This is a genomic window from Maricaulis maris, from assembly GCF_049116555.1.
GTDB lineage: Bacteria > Pseudomonadota > Alphaproteobacteria > Caulobacterales > Maricaulaceae > Maricaulis > Maricaulis maris_C.
Map to the genome: position 1 here is coordinate 21,997 of NZ_JAGDYT010000010.1, position 14,758 is coordinate 36,754.

The 14,758-nt window shown below is 63.2% G+C and carries 16 protein-coding genes and 2 pseudogenes; 8 read left to right on the plus strand and 10 right to left on the minus strand.

Going from position 1 to position 14,758, the window contains the following annotated elements:
* The 5 genes and pseudogenes from JXQ94_RS12580 to rpsF all read right to left on the minus strand — a co-directional run.
* Positions 1–1,012: DnaB-like helicase C-terminal domain-containing protein (locus JXQ94_RS12580; protein ID WP_421924148.1), on the minus strand; the 1,012-nt coding region annotated here is incomplete at both ends.
* Positions 1,013–1,014: 2 nt separating this feature from the next.
* Positions 1,015–1,308: pseudogene (locus tag JXQ94_RS12585) on the minus strand (DnaB-like helicase N-terminal domain-containing protein); the annotation flags it as partial.
* A gap of 182 nt (positions 1,309–1,490) precedes the next feature.
* Positions 1,491–2,120, minus strand: coding sequence for a 50S ribosomal protein L9 (rplI, locus tag JXQ94_RS12590; protein WP_421924149.1), 630 nt, complete (start codon positions 2,118–2,120; stop codon positions 1,491–1,493).
* A 12-nt stretch (positions 2,121–2,132) separates the two neighbouring features.
* Positions 2,133–2,387, minus strand: a complete 255-nt coding sequence (gene rpsR, locus JXQ94_RS12595) for a 30S ribosomal protein S18 (protein WP_011643151.1) — start codon at positions 2,385–2,387, stop codon at positions 2,133–2,135.
* A gap of 11 nt (positions 2,388–2,398) precedes the next feature.
* On the minus strand, positions 2,399–2,752 hold the full coding sequence (rpsF, locus tag JXQ94_RS12600; protein WP_011643152.1) for a 30S ribosomal protein S6: 354 nt from the start codon (positions 2,750–2,752) through the stop codon (positions 2,399–2,401).
* A 241-nt stretch (positions 2,753–2,993) separates the two neighbouring features.
* Here rpsF and fabD point away from each other — a divergent pair, with 241 nt between their 5' ends.
* The 8 genes from fabD (at position 2,994) to gmk (ending at position 9,274) form a co-directional block, all read left to right on the plus strand.
* Positions 2,994–3,947, plus strand: a complete 954-nt coding sequence (gene fabD / locus JXQ94_RS12605; RefSeq protein ID WP_421924151.1) for an ACP S-malonyltransferase — start codon at positions 2,994–2,996, stop codon at positions 3,945–3,947.
* Positions 3,948–3,950: 3 nt separating this feature from the next.
* Positions 3,951–4,235, plus strand: coding sequence for a hypothetical protein (locus JXQ94_RS12610; RefSeq protein WP_421924152.1), 285 nt, complete (start codon positions 3,951–3,953; stop codon positions 4,233–4,235).
* Positions 4,236–4,250: 15 nt separating this feature from the next.
* Positions 4,251–4,988 carry a 3-oxoacyl-[acyl-carrier-protein] reductase gene (fabG, locus tag JXQ94_RS12615; protein ID WP_421924153.1) on the plus strand — a complete coding sequence of 246 codons (738 nt, stop codon included), beginning with the start codon at positions 4,251–4,253 and terminating at the stop codon, positions 4,986–4,988.
* 159 nt (positions 4,989–5,147) lie between these two features.
* Complete coding sequence (locus JXQ94_RS12620; RefSeq protein ID WP_121212052.1) at positions 5,148–5,384, plus strand: acyl carrier protein; 237 nt, start codon at positions 5,148–5,150, stop codon at positions 5,382–5,384.
* 9 nt (positions 5,385–5,393) lie between these two features.
* Positions 5,394–6,677 (plus strand): beta-ketoacyl-ACP synthase II, encoded by a 1,284-nt coding sequence (gene fabF, locus JXQ94_RS12625; RefSeq protein WP_421924154.1) that lies wholly within the window; start codon positions 5,394–5,396, stop codon positions 6,675–6,677.
* Between the two features lie 21 nt (positions 6,678–6,698).
* The gene (gene mltG, locus JXQ94_RS12630) at positions 6,699–7,745 is read left to right on the plus strand and encodes an endolytic transglycosylase MltG (protein ID WP_421924155.1); all 1,047 of its coding nucleotides are present in this window, start codon (positions 6,699–6,701) and stop codon (positions 7,743–7,745) included.
* Positions 7,732–8,628, plus strand: a complete 897-nt coding sequence (locus tag JXQ94_RS12635; RefSeq protein WP_421924156.1) for a YicC/YloC family endoribonuclease — start codon at positions 7,732–7,734, stop codon at positions 8,626–8,628. Before mltG ends, JXQ94_RS12635 begins: the two co-directional genes overlap by 14 nt.
* Positions 8,618–9,274, plus strand: coding sequence for a guanylate kinase (gene gmk, locus JXQ94_RS12640; protein ID WP_421924157.1), 657 nt, complete (start codon positions 8,618–8,620; stop codon positions 9,272–9,274). Before JXQ94_RS12635 ends, gmk begins: the two co-directional genes overlap by 11 nt.
* Positions 9,275–9,286: 12 nt before the next feature.
* Here gmk and rsmA read toward each other — a convergent pair whose 3' ends face one another.
* From rsmA to JXQ94_RS12665, 5 genes and pseudogenes are all read right to left on the minus strand, one after another.
* The gene (gene rsmA / locus JXQ94_RS12645) at positions 9,287–10,156 is read right to left on the minus strand and encodes a 16S rRNA (adenine(1518)-N(6)/adenine(1519)-N(6))-dimethyltransferase RsmA (RefSeq protein WP_421924158.1); all 870 of its coding nucleotides are present in this window, start codon (positions 10,154–10,156) and stop codon (positions 9,287–9,289) included.
* On the minus strand, positions 10,153–10,801 hold a 649-nt coding region (pdxA, locus tag JXQ94_RS12650; protein WP_421924159.1), incomplete at its 5' end, for a 4-hydroxythreonine-4-phosphate dehydrogenase PdxA. The genes rsmA and pdxA, both read right to left, overlap by 4 nt.
* Before the next feature lie 2 nt (positions 10,802–10,803).
* Positions 10,804–11,179, minus strand: a pseudogene (locus JXQ94_RS12655) (4-hydroxythreonine-4-phosphate dehydrogenase); the annotation flags it as partial.
* On the minus strand, positions 11,176–12,450 hold the full coding sequence (locus tag JXQ94_RS12660) for a peptidylprolyl isomerase (RefSeq protein ID WP_421924160.1): 1,275 nt from the start codon (positions 12,448–12,450) through the stop codon (positions 11,176–11,178). The pseudogene JXQ94_RS12655 and the gene JXQ94_RS12660, both read right to left, overlap by 4 nt.
* Before the next feature lie 80 nt (positions 12,451–12,530).
* Positions 12,531–14,726: an LPS-assembly protein LptD gene (locus JXQ94_RS12665; RefSeq protein WP_421924161.1), complete on the minus strand. Its 2,196-nt coding sequence runs from the start codon at positions 14,724–14,726 to the stop codon at positions 12,531–12,533.
* Between the last annotated feature and the right edge of the window lie 32 nt (positions 14,727–14,758).

A 14,758-nucleotide genomic window follows, 5' to 3' on the forward strand; every position in this document is an offset into this window, starting at 1 on the left:
GCTGCTTGCCGATAATGACTTCGGCGACGCGCTCGATGCGACGGAATTCCTCTTCCCAGGCAAGATATTCCGGCGTGTCTTCGCGCGGCTTCTCGCGTTCCTTGTAATAGGCTTCGCGATAGACAAAGAGCACGACGTCGGCGTCCTGCTCGATTGAGCCGGATTCACGCAGATCGGACAATTGTGGCTTCTTGTCCTCGCGGTTCTCAACCTGACGGGAGAGCTGGGAAAGGGCGACCACCGGGACAGACAATTCCTTGGCCAGCGCCTTGAGATTCTGGGTGACCTCGGAAACCTCTTCCACCCGCGACCCGCCACTGCCGGCCTTGGTCGAGGTGATGAGCTGGAGATAGTCGACCACGATCAGGTCGAGGCCATGGGTTCGCTTGAGGCGGCGCGCGCGCGCGGCGAGCGCGGAAATGGGCAGGCCGCCCGTATCGTCGATGAAGAGCGGCAAACCCTGGATTTCCAGGACGCCATCGCGAATTTCCTCGTATTGGGTGGCGTCGATCGTGCCCTGGCGGATCATGTAGCCCGGAATTGAGGTGTGATCCGCGATCAGACGCGTGGCCAGCTGTTCCGCCGACATTTCCAGCGAGTAGAAGCCGACGACACCGCCCTTTGTGGTCTTCTTCGTGCCGTCCGGTTGGGTCTCGTACTCATAGGCCTTGGCCACGTTGAAGGCGATATTGGTCGCCAATGAGGTTTTACCCATGGACGGGCGGCCGGCCAGGATGATGAGGTCGGAGGGATGCATGCCACCGAGCTTGCGGTCGAGCTCCATCAGCCCGGAGGAGACACCGGCGAGGCCACCATCGCGTTCATAGGCGGCAGCCGCGGACTCCACGGATTCGGTCAGCGCCTGTTTGAAGGAGACGAAGCCGCGCGAGACGGAGCCTTCCTCGGCCAGGTTGAAGAGTTTCTGCTCGATCCCCTGGATCAGCTCGCGGGCATGGACGTCGGTATCCGCGGTCGCCGAGTTGGACAGGTCATTGCCGATCCGGATCAGCTCNNATAGGTCGTGCCGCCGATATCCTTCAGGCCGTCATCGCGATCGAACAGGCTTTTCAGGACGACCGCATCAGCGAGCGAGCCGCGCCCGATCAGGTCGGTGGCTGTCTCGAATATGCGGCCATGCACCGGATCATAGAAATGCTCGACCTTCAGCCAGTCGGCGACCCGGTGATACATCTCATTGTCATACAGCAGCGCCCCCAGGAAAGCCTGTTCGGCGTCCAGATTGTGCGGGGCCGATTCGAGCTCGGCGACGGATGTTTCATCTTCATATGGCAGGAGCGCTGTGGTCATGGCTCTGGGATACTAAAGGCGGGCCGGTGATACACCCCCCTGAAGCCGCGCAGGCTGCCATTGCCCACAACTGAATGGCCGCCCTGTGGACAAGTGTGGATAACCCGGCGCGAGCCGGACAAGAAAAAGGGCGGACCTTGCGGCCCGCCCGATTCCCGTAAAAGCATTGAAGTGACAGAAGCTTAGGCTTCGGTTTCTTCGCTTTCCTCTGCGCCGGCGTCTTCTGCAGCTTCGCGCTGGGCAGCCAGTTCCTGGCCTTCCTCGCTGGCTTCGAAGAGTTCGGCAGCCTGGGCGTCGGCGATGGCGCGATCTTCGTCAGCCTGGGCTGCGATCACGTCTTCACCAGCGGCCTGGCGTTCGGCTTCGTCTTCCGACCGGGCGATGTTGATCGTCACGGTCACCGACACGTCGGCGTGCAGCTTGATCTTCAGCTCATGCAGGCCGAGCGTCTTGATCGGCGCGTTGAGCGCGATCTGCGAGCGGACGACCTTGGTGCCGCTTTCCGACACGGTTTCGGCGATGTCACGCGAGGTGACAGAACCGTAGAGCTGACCGCTTTCGCCGGCCTGACGGATCATGACGAAGCTTTCGCCATCGATGGTCTTGCCGGATTCAGCAGCTTCCGCAGCCCGTTCGGCATTGCGCTTTTCGAGGAGCTCGCGCTCGACTTCAAAGCGCGCCATGTTGGCTTCGGTTGCGCGCAGTGCCTTGCCTTGCGGCAGGAGGAAGTTGCGGGCGAAGCCGGGGCGCACGGTCACGACGTCACCGATGACGCCGAGATTTTCAACACGTTCCAAGAGAACCAGTTTCATCGTCAGTTCTCCTTAATCGACCACATAGGGGAGCAGGGCCAGCTGACGCGCACGCTTGATGGCACGGGCCAGTTCACGCTGCTTTTTGGCCGAGACCGCGGTGATGCGGGACGGGACGATCTTGCCACGCTCGGACATGTAGCGAAGCAGGAGCTTGGGATCCTTGAAATCGATCGCCGGTGCATTTTCACCGGAGAACGGGCAGACCTTGCGGCGACGCATGAACGGACGGCGCGCGGGCAGGTTTGAAATATTGCCTGATGACATCGTTCGTTCTCCTAGTTCCGCTCGCGACGACCGCGGCGATCATCCTTTTTGGTGAGGATGGCCGACGGCTCTTCGGTGTGGGCTTCAACGCGCAGCGTCATGTGACGGATGACATCTTCGGACAGGCGCTGGAGGCGCTCGAGCTCGTTGATGACGTCAGCTTCCGCGTCAATGTCGATCAGGCCGTAATGACCCTTGCGCGACTTGTTGATGCGGTAGGACAGGTTGCGAAGACCCCAGTATTCGATCTTGCCGGTCTTGCCGCCCTTTTCTTCGATCAGGGCTTTGGTCTCTTCGAGAAGAGATTCCATCTGCGCCGGAGAAACGTCCGGGCGCACGATGAAGATGTGCTCGTAAAGTGCCATGAAGGCTCCCTTCGATAACGGTTGCGGCGCATGCCTGCCGAAGGGTCGGGCAGGTCTGCGGCGGCTCCTTGCTCCTGCCGGAACACCACGTTCCGACGGTCTGAAACAAGGACCGCAACCAAGCGAAGCGCGGGCATTACCGGAAACGGCCTGCATGTGCAAGCCGCATCCCCTCTTGCGCGCGGGCCATGACAGGGGCTAGTCAGCCATCAACTCAAATCTTCATGGGGGAGGGATCGCCATGAAATTCGCTTTTGTCTTTCCGGGACAGGGTAGCCAGTCGGTCGGCATGGCGCAGGAACTGGCCGGCGAGTTCGCCAGTGCCAAAGCTGTGCTTGACGAGGTCGACACGGCACTGGACCAGAATCTCAGTGGCCTGATGGCCGATGGTCCCATCGAAACGCTAACGCTGACAGAGAATGCCCAGCCGGCCCTGATGGCGTCGAGCCTGGCGGTGATGGCGGTCCTTCGTGACGAGTTTGACGTAAAGGTCACCGCCGCCGAATTCGTCGCCGGTCACAGTCTTGGTGAGTATTCAGCCCTGGCCGCTTCCGGCGCGCTGTCGATCACAGATGCCGCCAAGCTGCTAAAGCTGCGCGGCCTGGCCATGCAGAAGGCCGTGCCGGTCGGCGAGGGCACCATGGCGGCGCTTCTGGGCGCTGACGAGGCGCTCGCTGCTGCGGCTGTCGCTGCAGGCGCAGCCGCCGGCGTGTGCGCGATTGCCAATGACAATGCGCCGGGCCAGATCGTGATTTCCGGCTCCACCGCTGCCATCGACGCGGCCATCGCGAAGGCCGGCGAATTGGGTCTCAAGAAGGCGATGAAGCTGCCGGTCTCGGCGCCTTTCCATTGTCCGATGATGCAGGCTGCCGCCGATGCGATGGCCGAAGCGCTCGCTGCCGCGACCATCCAGGCGCCGGCCGTGCCGGTTGTCGCCAATGTCACCGCGCGTCCGACCGATGATGTCGAAACGATCCGCAAACAGCTGGTCGAACAGGTCACCGGCCGCGTCCGCTGGCGCGAGAGCGTGTTGTGGATGGTTGAAGAGGCCGGCATCACGACGCTGGCTGAAGCCGGTTCCGGCAAAGTGCTCTCGACCATGCTCAAGCGTACGACCAAGGATGCGACTGGCGTGCCGCTGAATGCTGCGGCCGGGCTGGAAGCCTTCGCGGCGAGCCTGAAGGCGGAGGCCTGAGGCTTGAGCGAGAGCGAGCCCAGGGACTATTCCAAGAGCGCGATCCTGGATCGGCTTCGCCAGGCGCGAAAGGCGCGTGACGGCGAGATTGTCTGGTTGGGCTGGGCCCTCGACACTGCCGCCATCTTTGTCCTGATCGCCTTTGGCTGGACTTTGGGGTCAATTCTCGTCTTCGTAGGCGCGCGCTTCGCGGTTCGGGTGCCCACGCCGATCGGCTGGGGTTATCTGGCGGCACTTCTGGGTTTCATCGTCGTGCCGATGCTGTTTCTGTTCTTTAATACGCCCTGAGTGGAGGGAAATCGAATGTTCGATCTGACTGGCAAGAATGCCCTCGTGACCGGCGCGACCGGCGGCCTGGGCAATGCGATTGCGCGCAAGCTGCACGCCCAGGGCGCCACGGTGGCCCTGTCCGGCACGCGCGAAAACGTGCTGCAGGAGCTGGCCGATGATCTGGGCGAGCGCGCCCATGTCCTGCCCTGCAACCTGTCCGACGCCGCCGCGGTCGACGCGCTGCCCAAGCAGGCTGCCGAAGCGATGGGGTCGCTGGATATCCTGGTCGCCAATGCCGGCATCACCAAGGACCAGCTGCTGATGCGGATGAAGGACGAGGACTGGGATACGGTGCTCAAGGTCAATCTGGAAAGCTATTTCCGTCTGACCCGTGCCGCCCTGCGCGGCATGATGAAGGCGCGGTGGGGCCGCATTGTCGGCATCACCTCCGTGGTTGGCGTGACCGGCAATCCCGGCCAGACCAATTATTGCGCCTCCAAGGCCGGGATGATCGGCTTTTCCAAGTCGCTTGCCCAGGAAGTCGCCGCGCGCGGCGTCACCGTGAATTGTGTGGCACCCGGTTTCATCGCCTCGCCGATGACCGATGTGCTCAATGAGGATCAGCGTTCGACCATCCTGGCCAAAATTCCGGCCGGCGATCTGGGCTCGGGCGATGATATCGCCAATGCTGTTGTTTATCTTGCCAGTGCAGAGGCCGGTTACGTCACCGGCCAGACGCTGCACGTAAATGGCGGCATGGCGATGATTTAACTGCCGAACTTGAACCTGCGGGTGTGGTTTCCCATTCTGGTCTTGCCGGGGGAAACATGCTAACTGCCCGCGCATCCCGGGAATGGCCCACTGTTTCGCCGCTTCCCGTCCTGTCCTGCACCGCTATATTGGCGCGGTGAATCACTATGAGGGTCTGAAATGTCTGACGTTCTCGAGCGCGTTACCAAAATTGTCATTGAGCATCTTGATGTCGAGGCCGAAAAGGTCACCGACAAAGCCAGCTTCATCGACGATCTGGGCGCCGACTCCCTGGATAATGTCGAACTCGTTATGGCGTTCGAAGAAGAATTCGACATCGAAATTCCGGATGACGCTGCTGAGCACATCCAGACGGTCGGTGACGCCGTGAAGTTCATCTCCGAGAAGGTGGGCTAACACCCCCTCATGCGCCGCGTCGTCGTCACCGGTATCGGGCTCGTCACGCCGCTGGGCTGCGGGCGGGAAGTCGTCTGGGAACGTCTTCTCGCCGGCCAGTCCGGTCTGGGGTCTATCGAGCATTTCGAAACGGAGGACCTGGCTTGCCGTGTGGCAGGGCTGGTTCCGCGCAAAGACGGTCGTGGCGGCGGGCGCGCAGGCGAGGCCGGGGTCTTTGACCCCGACACCGTCATGAGCGCGCGTGATCAGCGCCGGGTGGATGATTTCATCCTCTACGGGATTGCGGCGGCCGACGAGGCCATTGCCGATTCCGGCTGGGTCCCGAAGTCCGAAGAGGACAAGTATCGGGCCGGCGTCATGATCGGGTCGGGCATAGGCGGTCTTGAGACCACCTATGAGGCGTCCGTCCTGTTGCACGAGAAGGGGCCACGGCGCCTTTCTCCCTTTGTCATCCCGGGCATGTTGATCAATCTCGCCTCCGGCCAGGTCTCGATCAAGCACGGCCTGAAGGGCCCCAACCACGCCGTGGTAACGGCCTGTTCGACCGGTGCGCACGCCATTGGCGATGCGGCGCGCCTCGTCTCGCGCGGTGATGCGGATGTGATGGTCGCCGGCGGTGCCGAAGCCACGGTCTGCCGCCTCGGTGTCGCCGCGTTCATCGCCTGCAAGGCGTTATCCACAGGTTTCAATGACACGCCGGAGCGCGCCTCGCGCCCCTATGACAAGGATCGCGACGGCTTCGTCATGGGCGAAGGCGCAGGCGTGGTCGTTCTGGAGGAATACGAGCACGCGAAGGCACGTGGCGCGACCATCTACGCGGAGGTCAAAGGCTATGGCCTGTCAGGCGACGCCTATCACATCACGGCTCCGGCCGAGGATGGTGATGGCGGTTTCCGTTCCATGTCGGCCGCGCTCAGGGATGCCGGCCTGACCCCTGCCGATATCGACTATGTCAATGCGCACGGCACCTCGACCCCGCTGGGTGATGAGATCGAATTGCGCGCCGTCGAACGCCTGTTCGGCGATGCCGCGAACGGCACCGTCATGTCATCCACCAAATCGGCAATCGGCCACCTTCTGGGGGCGGCTGGCGCGGTCGAAGCGATTTTCTCCATCCTCGCGATCCGCGACGGGAAATGCCCGCCGACCCTCAATCTCGACAATCCGTCCGTGGACACTGCGCTTGATCTTGCCGCCCGCGAGACCGTGACTCGTCCGGTGAAAGCAGCGCTGTCGAACTCATTCGGATTCGGCGGCACCAATGCGTCCGTGGTATTTGTCGCGGCTGAGTAACGCGTATTCGGGGATTCCATCATGAGCGACGCGCCTGCACCCGCGCCCAAGGCCAAATCCGGCCTGCTTCGCATCCTTCTTTGGCTTGTCGTCGTCCTGTTTGTGCTGGCCCTTGCTGCCGCCGGGACAGTCTATGGGGGCTATAAATGGATGCAGGCCGAGTTCGCCGCGCCCGGCCCGGCTGCCGAAGAGACGGTTATCCTCCTGCCTCGCGGTGCCGGCCTGATCTCGATCGCCGGTCAGCTCGAAAGGGAAGGGCTGATCTCGGATCGCCGTATCTTCCGCGCGGCCGTCACACTGGATGGTGGCGAGGGGGTCTTGCGGGCAGGCGAGTACAGCATCCCGGCCGGCGCTTCCATGGCGCAGATCTATGAGCAATTGCGGGTCGGACAGACCGTGCAATATCCGGTTACCCTCGCCGAGGGCCTGACCAGCGCCATGATCGTCGACACGCTGAACGCGGTTGAGGTCTTGACCGGAGAGATCACGGCCATTCCGGCCGAAGGCACGCTGCTGCCGGAGACCTATCTCGTCACGCGTGGCACGTCGCGCCAGGACGTGCTCGACCGCATGGCCGAGGCCCAGGACGCGCTGCTCGATGCGCTCTGGGACGGCCGCGCCGAAGACTTGCCGGTCGAGACACGCGAGGAGGCCATCATTCTCGCCTCGGTGGTCGAGAAGGAAACGGGCGTCGGGTCTGAACGTCCGGAAGTGGCGTCCGTCTTCGTCAATCGCTTGCGCCGCGGCATGCGTCTGGAGAGCGACCCGACCATCATCTACGGGATTTCACAGGGCGAGCCGCTTGGGCGGGGCCTGCGTCGCTCGGAAATCGACAATGCCGAGAATGCTTGGAACACTTATCAGATCCCGCGCTTGCCACCGACGCCGATCGCCAATCCCGGATCGGAATCCATCGCGGCTGTCCTGAACCCGGCCGAGGGCAGTGCGCTCTTCTTCGTCGCCGACGGGACTGGCGGGCATGCCTTTGCCGACACTTATGCCGAGCACCAGCGCAATGTTGCCATCTGGCGCCGGATCGAGCGCCAGCGGCGCAATGGAGGCAATTGAGATGGGCGTCCTGTCGGGCATGACCGGGTTCGCGCGCACCGACGGCCAGGCGCCGGGCTGGTGCTGGACCTGGGAGGCCCGCAGCGTCAATGGCAAGGGGCTGGAGGCGCGCTTCCGCCTGCCGACCGGATTCGAGCGTCTCGAAGTGAAGGCCCGCGAGCTGGCCAAGGCCCGTTTCGCCCGTGGCAATGTCAATGCCACGCTCAATCTGCGCCGTGAGACTGAAGCGGGAGGCGCGCGGATCGATATGGTGCGCTTGCGCAGCCTGCTCGATCAGGCCGCTCCGCTTCTGGACAGCGGTGCGGTCACGCGGCCAACGCTTGATGGTTTGCTCGCCCTGCCCGGCATGATCGATAGTGAGCAGGCGGATAATGCGGATGACAGCAAGGCGCTCGACAAGGCGCTGCTCGCCAGTCTCGGCGCGGTTCTCGATGCCCTGACCGCCGCGCGGCGCGAGGAGGGCAGGGCTTTGACCGCGGTCTTGTCCGGTCATATGGACGAGATTACGCGTCTGACCGGCGAGGCCACGGCCCATGCCGCGACCCGAACCGAGTCCATTCGTGACCGCGTGGCTGCAAAATTCGCCGAACTTCTACCCGAAGGGCTTGAGGCTGATCGCCTCGCGACGGAGGCCGCGGCGATCGCGGTGAAGCTCGATGTTCGTGAGGAACTGGACCGACTCGAGGCGCACATCGAGTCCGCCCGTGACCTGCTTGCCCAAGGATCGCCTGTTGGCCGCAAGCTCGACTTCCTGTCACAGGAGTTTAATCGCGAGGCGAACACATTATGCTCGAAGTCCGCCGATTCTTCGCTGACCGCGATCGGGCTTTCGCTCAAGAACACGGTCGACCAGTTCAGGGAGCAAATACAGAATGTCGAGTGACGGCTATAACGCGCCTATCTTTCGTGGCCGTCGCCGCGGTGTTCTGCTCGCCCTGTCCAGCCCGTCCGGGGCTGGCAAGACGACGCTGTCCAAGCGTCTGCTGAGCCAGAATCCGGACGTCGTCCTCTCCGTCTCCGCGACCACGCGCAAGCCTCGTCCGGGCGAGGTCGATGGCCAGGACTACCACTTCATCTCGGTCGAGGAATTCAAGGCCAAGATCGAGGAAGACGAGTTCTTTGAATGGGCCGAGGTCTTTGGTCGCTATTACGGCACGCCCAAGACCCCGGTGATGGAAGCGGTCGAGGACGGTCGTGACGTTGTCTTCGATATCGACTGGCAAGGGGCGCAGGCGCTTGCCGCTGCGGCGCCGGAGGATGCGGTGCGGGTCTTTATCCTGCCGCCCTCACTGGCGCTGCTGGAAGACCGTCTGCGCAAGCGCGGCCAGGACAGTCCGGATATCATCAAGGACCGCATGGCGCGGTCCAAGGACGAGATCTCGCACTGGCATGAATACGATTATGTCATCGTCAATGATGACTTCGCGCGGGCGCTGGAGAAGCTGAACGAGATCCTCCACGCCGAACGCCTCAAGCGTCAGAGGCACCCTTGGCTGGAAGAATTCGTCGACGCCATAATGGACCAATAGGTCGCGCCGGCCTCAGGGCCTGTCTGCCTGATAAGCGCGCCGCCAGGCCATGGCGAGCGTCTGGAATCCAGCAATATCAATCACTTCTGCGCGTGCTCCGGGATCGATGCCGGCGATTTCAAGCAATGCATCGGCGCTGGTCGACGCCTGGCCAGCAGCCTGGGCGAGGCTCCGGCGCAAGGTTTTGCGGCGCTGGCCAAAAGCCGAGGCGGTGATCCGCTCCAGCGCAATCACGTCCTTGAACTGCTGCGTTTCCGGCAAGGGGTCGAGCACGACAACCGCCGATTCCACCTTGGGCGGCGGCGTGAAGGCGCGGGCCGGAATCTTGAGGGCCAGGTGCGCGCTGCAACGTGACTGGGCGATCACGGCGAGACGGCCATAAGCCTTGTCGCCTGGTTGGGCGACGACGCGATCCGCGACTTCGCGCTGGAACATCAACACAGCCCGCCGCCACCAGATTGGCTCGGCCTGCAGCCATTTGATCAGCAATTGTGTGCCCACATTGTAGGGCAGGTTGGACAGGATGACCTTGTCACCGGGGCCGGTCAGCAGAGAGGTCTCGTCGACCTCCAACGCGTCAGCCTGTTCAATGGTCAGGCGCCCACCTGATGCCGCATTGATCTCGGACAGGGCATCAAGAAAGCGCCCGTCCTTCTCCACGGCCAGAAGGGATGCAGCGCCCTCCGACAGGATGGCGCGCGTCAGGCCGCCAGGGCCGGGGCCGACCTCTATCGCCTGGTCCCGGCTCATATCGCCAGCCAGACGGGCAATTTTCGCCGTCAGATTGAGGTCGAGGAGGAAGTGCTGCCCGAAGGCCTTCTTGGCGCCGAGGTCATGGCGGGTGATGACATCACGCAGGGGGGGCAGGTCGTCGAGCTTCATTGGCGGCACTCGGCAATGGCGCAGGCCTGTTCGAGAGCGGCCAGGAGGCTGTCGGGCCGGGCCTCGCCGCGCCCGGCGATGTTGAAAGCCGTGCCATGATCGGGCGAGGTTCGCACAACGGGCAAGCCAAGCGTGATGTTCACGCCGCCATGGAAATCGAGTGTCTTCACCGGGATCAGGCCCTGATCATGATAGAGGCAGATGGCTGCATCATAGCCCGCGCGGGCCTCGGCATGGAACAGTGTGTCGGGCGGCAGGGCGTCTGTGATGGCGAGCCCGTCGCGGCGCAACCGCTCTGCCAGCGGGTTGAGCATATCGCGCTCTTCATTCCCCAGAGCGCCACCTTCACCGGCGTGCGGATTGAGACCAGCCAGTGCCAGACGCGGCCGTGCAATGCCAAAATCGCGCTGCAGGGAAGAATGGGTGAGGCGGGCAATGGCGTCAACGCGGTCCGGTGTGATCAGAGAAATGGCCCGGGCCAGCGGCTCGTGGATGGTCACGAGCACAACCCGCAATCCGCCGCCCGCCAGCATCATGGCCGGACCGCGCGGCAGGTCCATGGGCTGCCCGGCGCACAGTTCGGCGAGATATTCGGTATGGCCGGGAAAGCTGAAGCCGGCGTCATACATCACTGACTTGGCGATANNGGGCCGTGACCAGTGCGCGTGCCTGACCGTCCAGGCAAAGGCGTACGCCGACCTCGATTGCAGCCTTGATACAGGCGGCGTGGGCGGGATCCGGCTGCCCGGGGGTGGCCGGTGTGTCGAGACTGATCCCGACATCGAAGACGGGAAGTCCGTTGGACTGGGCATGGGCTGCGTCTGCAGGGGCTTCGACCCGGATCGGCTCCGGCATGCCCAGGGCGCGGGCCGTTGCCGCAAAGACAGCTGAATCGCCGAGTGCCAGCACTGGCGGAGCGCCAGCGCGATCGCGCCATGCTTTCCATGCCTTGAGGATGATCTCGGGGCCGATACCAGCCGGATCACCCATCGACACGACGACGGGTGATGGGCGGCTCATCAGTTGCGGATCTCGACCGTGGAGTCCCGGCGCAGGTCCCGCAGCCAGCGGCGCGAAAGCAACGACAATTGCTGGCCACGCAGCTGACCTTCCAGGTCATCCCGCGTCGGAACGCCAGGACCGGCAATGGCGCGGTCGCAGACGATCAGGGCCTGCAGGCCGACGCCGGATTGCAGGACGCCGGTATTCTCGCCCTCATCCAGCGGCTGCAGCGCATCGCGAATGGCTGGCAGGACCGCATCGGCGGAAATGCTGCCGAGCGGGGTGTAGATTGCGCCACTGATCCGACCGGCCAGTGCTTCCGCTTGCGCGCAAGTCGGGTCGGCGGCCAGTTCGCGTTCGAAGTTCGGGCGGGTTGTGTCCGTGATGGCACTGGTCGGGACCGTAATCTGGACCAGGTCGTATTGCAGCGTGGTCGTGCCGTCGCGGGCACCGACGAGGGCAATGACCATGAAGCCACCGGGAACCTCGATGGGGTTCGACAGGGCGCCGCGGCCGCCACTCTGCTGATATTGCTGACGCATTTGCGGCATGATGGCCGAGACTTCCGGCTGAAGCTCGGAGGCCGTGATCCAGCCGATATCGCCGCCATTGGCCGCGGACGGTGCGTCCGAGAACTGGCGGGCCAGCTCAGGGAAGGTCGCGCCCTGCTGCAGCTGGTTCATCACGGTGATGACGCGCTGGACGGTCTGTTCTTCCTGGCCGGCCGCTGTCACTTCAAACAGCATTTCGAAAATGCGATATTGCGGCTGCGAGGCGCTGGCTGCGAGACGCTCGAGGGCGAGTTCGATCTGTTGCTCGGAAATCCGGATGCGTGAGCCATAGCGGCCATTGACGATGATCTGCCAGGCGATTTCGGCTTCCAGCTGATGGCGAAGTGTCGACACATCGACGCCGGAATCCCGCAAGTCCTGAATGATGACATCGACCGTGGTGCTGTTGCGGTCAGCCAGGTCGAGCAGGGAATTGGCGATTTCCTCGTCCGAGACCTCGATCTCGTATTCTGCGGCCGCCTGCAGCTGCAGATGCTCGTCGATCAGGCCGCGCATGGCCTGGTCCTGGATCCGCACCAATGTCCCCTCATCGATCTGGGACATGCCGGTCGAGGCGATGATGAGGCGCATGCGATTGCGTACATCAACGGTGGTGATCGGCTCGTCATTGACCAGGGCGGCCACGCCTTCGGTGGTCTGGGCGTACGCCGAGGCGGTACCCAGTGTCAGGGCACAGGCAAGCAGGGAAAAGACAATTCTTTTGGCGCAGGTCATCAGCATTCGCATATCGGTTCGGCGCGGAACATTACTCAAACTCGGCCCCGGCGCAATCGCGGGACACTGTAGCGCGCGGGGTTGAATCAATCAGGCCCGAAACTCCCGAGCGTGAACAGGGTGATGCGGAACTGGATCGATTCCGACGGCCCGAGTTCGGCAATCCCGAGATCTTCACGCTGGTAGACAATATCAAATTCGGAGCAGTCATCACTATAGCGCAGCCCCAATTCCTGACTGCGGGTGGTTTCGCGGTCAAGGTCGCGCCGGACTTCGCCGATCGCGCTCCAATGGTCTGTCAGGCCGAACTCGAAATCGCCGCGCAACTCGCGCTGGGCGCCGTTTCGGGTGCCTGAGTCATCGCTGATATCGAGATAGCGAACGCCGCCACTGAAGCGTGAGCTCCGGTAATCCAGGGATACATCAAGGCGATTCGTGTCCATCGTGTCCGGGTCGATCCGGGTGTAGACTTCCGCCGAGAAGCCGGCGATATCGATTTCACCCGCCACCACATAATCGGAAAGCGCGGCGGTCAGGCCACTCGCCGCATTGAACACGGCGTCGCCATCGAGGCGTTCGCTCTGTCCGACAAAGAGGCGGGCAAGCCCGTCTTCGCCCCACATCGCAGATGTGCGGATACCGTAGCTGACCCGCTGACCGGCCTCCCAGATGTCGAATCCGGGCGCGCGGACCGGTTGGAAAAGCAGGCTTTCGTCCACATCGATCGCCAGGCTGTCCTCATTCACGACGCGGCCGGCTTCGCTGTCATCACTCGCCGCGACGAAGGATGCGACCGGTTCAATGATCCAATCGACCTGTTCGCCGCCGCGATAGAAAGGCCAGCTTATCTCGGTTCCAGCGAGACCAAGTGTCCGTGACACGGAGTCCGATACCGGGTCGGTCAGCGGGTCTGCGACGGGCAGATTGTCGAAGCCGTAGTGATCAGCTCGCACCAGCGCGAACGGCTCGACGACAATGCCCGGACTTGTGACCCAGCGCGTCCGCCAGTCCAGCGACGCTGAGACCCGGTCGTAATCGACGCCTGTTTGGCGACGCAGAATGGCCGCGCTGGCGTCGGCATTGACGCGTCCCCACCCTGCAGGCGCGTTGAAGACATGGGTGTATTCGGCGACCGGTGCGAGCGTGGGGATGATGTCATCATCCGCATTGGTTCGCAGGGATTGCCAGGACGCGGCGACGATCGAACCGGTCGAGTTGCGGGTCCGCCCGTCGACATAGAGCTGGCTGACCAGCTGTCGGCTCAGCGAGTTCAGAGGCGCCCCCCGATCCTTGTCGGACTCCGAGAAATCATAGCGGCGCAGATGCAAGTCGTCGGAGGTGCGCTGGACCCCGAATCCCCATCGCCAGTCCGGATTGATCGCCCATTCACCGCCGCCGAAAAGGTGCCAGCGGGACTCGCGATTGCCGTAGCGTTCGCCGTCGCTGTCGATCTCGAATTCGTCGGTATAGCTGCCTTCCAGCTCCATGGCGCCGGACCAGAAGCGCTTGCGATACTCACCATAGAGCAGCGGGTTCACATTGGTCATCAGGCGCGGGGCAATCGTCACGTCCTGTGACGGCGAGAGCGTCCAGTAATAGGGCTGCTGATAGACGAAGCCGAGGCGCGAGGAGACGCCCACTTTCGGGAAAAGAAAGCCGGACCGGCGTTCCGAGGACGGGTCTGCGTGGGCAAATACGGGGGCATAGAGCACCGGGATGCCGCCAATCTCCAGCCGCGCATCGCGGTAGTAGATCATCTGGTCATCGGCATCCTGGACAACCTCACGGGCGCGCAATCGCCAGGTGGGCTCTCCCTCGCCATCCTCGCAAAGCTCGCAGGCCGTGTAATAGGCATCTTCAAGATGGAGTGACCCGTTCTCGCGCCGGATTGCGGCGCCAGCGGCGACGCGGCCATTATTCTCGAGCATGCTGGCAAAGCCGAGCGCCACGCCGGAGGCCAGCTGGCTGTCGAGCTCGACCTCGTCGGCATATTGCGGGAAGGGGCCCTGGCCAAGAATGATGACATGTCCGCGGGCCACGACGCGGTTCTCGGCCGGGTGATACTCGATCTCGTCGGCGAGCAGGGTGCGGGGCTCCTGACGGACCCGGACATTGCCGCGCGCGATATAGCCGGTCCCGCCAGCGATATCCTCGACCTGATCGGCTTCCAGATAGATCGGGGCCTCTTCGCTTGCGGACTCCTGTCCCAGAGCCGGTGCCGTCAAGGCGAGTGCCGATGTACTCAGCAACACTGCCGCTAAGCGGCGAAACTGCGACGCCATGCGCGTCACTCCCTCTCGTCTACCGGCCCCCG

What these genes read in the sequence shown, in the direction of transcription:
- JXQ94_RS12635 (WP_421924156.1), top strand. Translation starts at nt 7,732, where the DNA reads ATGGAGGCAATTGAGATGGGCGTCCTGTCGGGCATGACCGGGTTCGCG.
- gmk (WP_421924157.1), top strand. Translation starts at nt 8,618, where the DNA reads ATGTCGAGTGACGGCTATAACGCGCCTATCTTTCGTGGCCGTCGCCGC.
- JXQ94_RS12660 (WP_421924160.1), bottom strand. Translation starts at nt 12,450, where the DNA reads ATGCTGATGACCTGCGCCAAAAGAATTGTCTTTTCCCTGCTTGCCTGT.
- JXQ94_RS12665 (WP_421924161.1), bottom strand. Translation starts at nt 14,726, where the DNA reads ATGGCGTCGCAGTTTCGCCGCTTAGCGGCAGTGTTGCTGAGTACATCG.
- fabF (WP_421924154.1), top strand. Translation starts at nt 5,394, where the DNA reads ATGCGCCGCGTCGTCGTCACCGGTATCGGGCTCGTCACGCCGCTGGGC.
- fabD (WP_421924151.1), top strand. Translation starts at nt 2,994, where the DNA reads ATGAAATTCGCTTTTGTCTTTCCGGGACAGGGTAGCCAGTCGGTCGGC.
- mltG (WP_421924155.1), top strand. Translation starts at nt 6,699, where the DNA reads ATGAGCGACGCGCCTGCACCCGCGCCCAAGGCCAAATCCGGCCTGCTT.
- rpsR (WP_011643151.1), bottom strand. Translation starts at nt 2,387, where the DNA reads ATGTCATCAGGCAATATTTCAAACCTGCCCGCGCGCCGTCCGTTCATG.
- rpsF (WP_011643152.1), bottom strand. Translation starts at nt 2,752, where the DNA reads ATGGCACTTTACGAGCACATCTTCATCGTGCGCCCGGACGTTTCTCCG.
- rplI (WP_421924149.1), bottom strand. Translation starts at nt 2,120, where the DNA reads ATGAAACTGGTTCTCTTGGAACGTGTTGAAAATCTCGGCGTCATCGGT.
- JXQ94_RS12620 (WP_121212052.1), top strand. Translation starts at nt 5,148, where the DNA reads ATGTCTGACGTTCTCGAGCGCGTTACCAAAATTGTCATTGAGCATCTT.
- rsmA (WP_421924158.1), bottom strand. Translation starts at nt 10,156, where the DNA reads ATGAAGCTCGACGACCTGCCCCCCCTGCGTGATGTCATCACCCGCCAT.
- fabG (WP_421924153.1), top strand. Translation starts at nt 4,251, where the DNA reads ATGTTCGATCTGACTGGCAAGAATGCCCTCGTGACCGGCGCGACCGGC.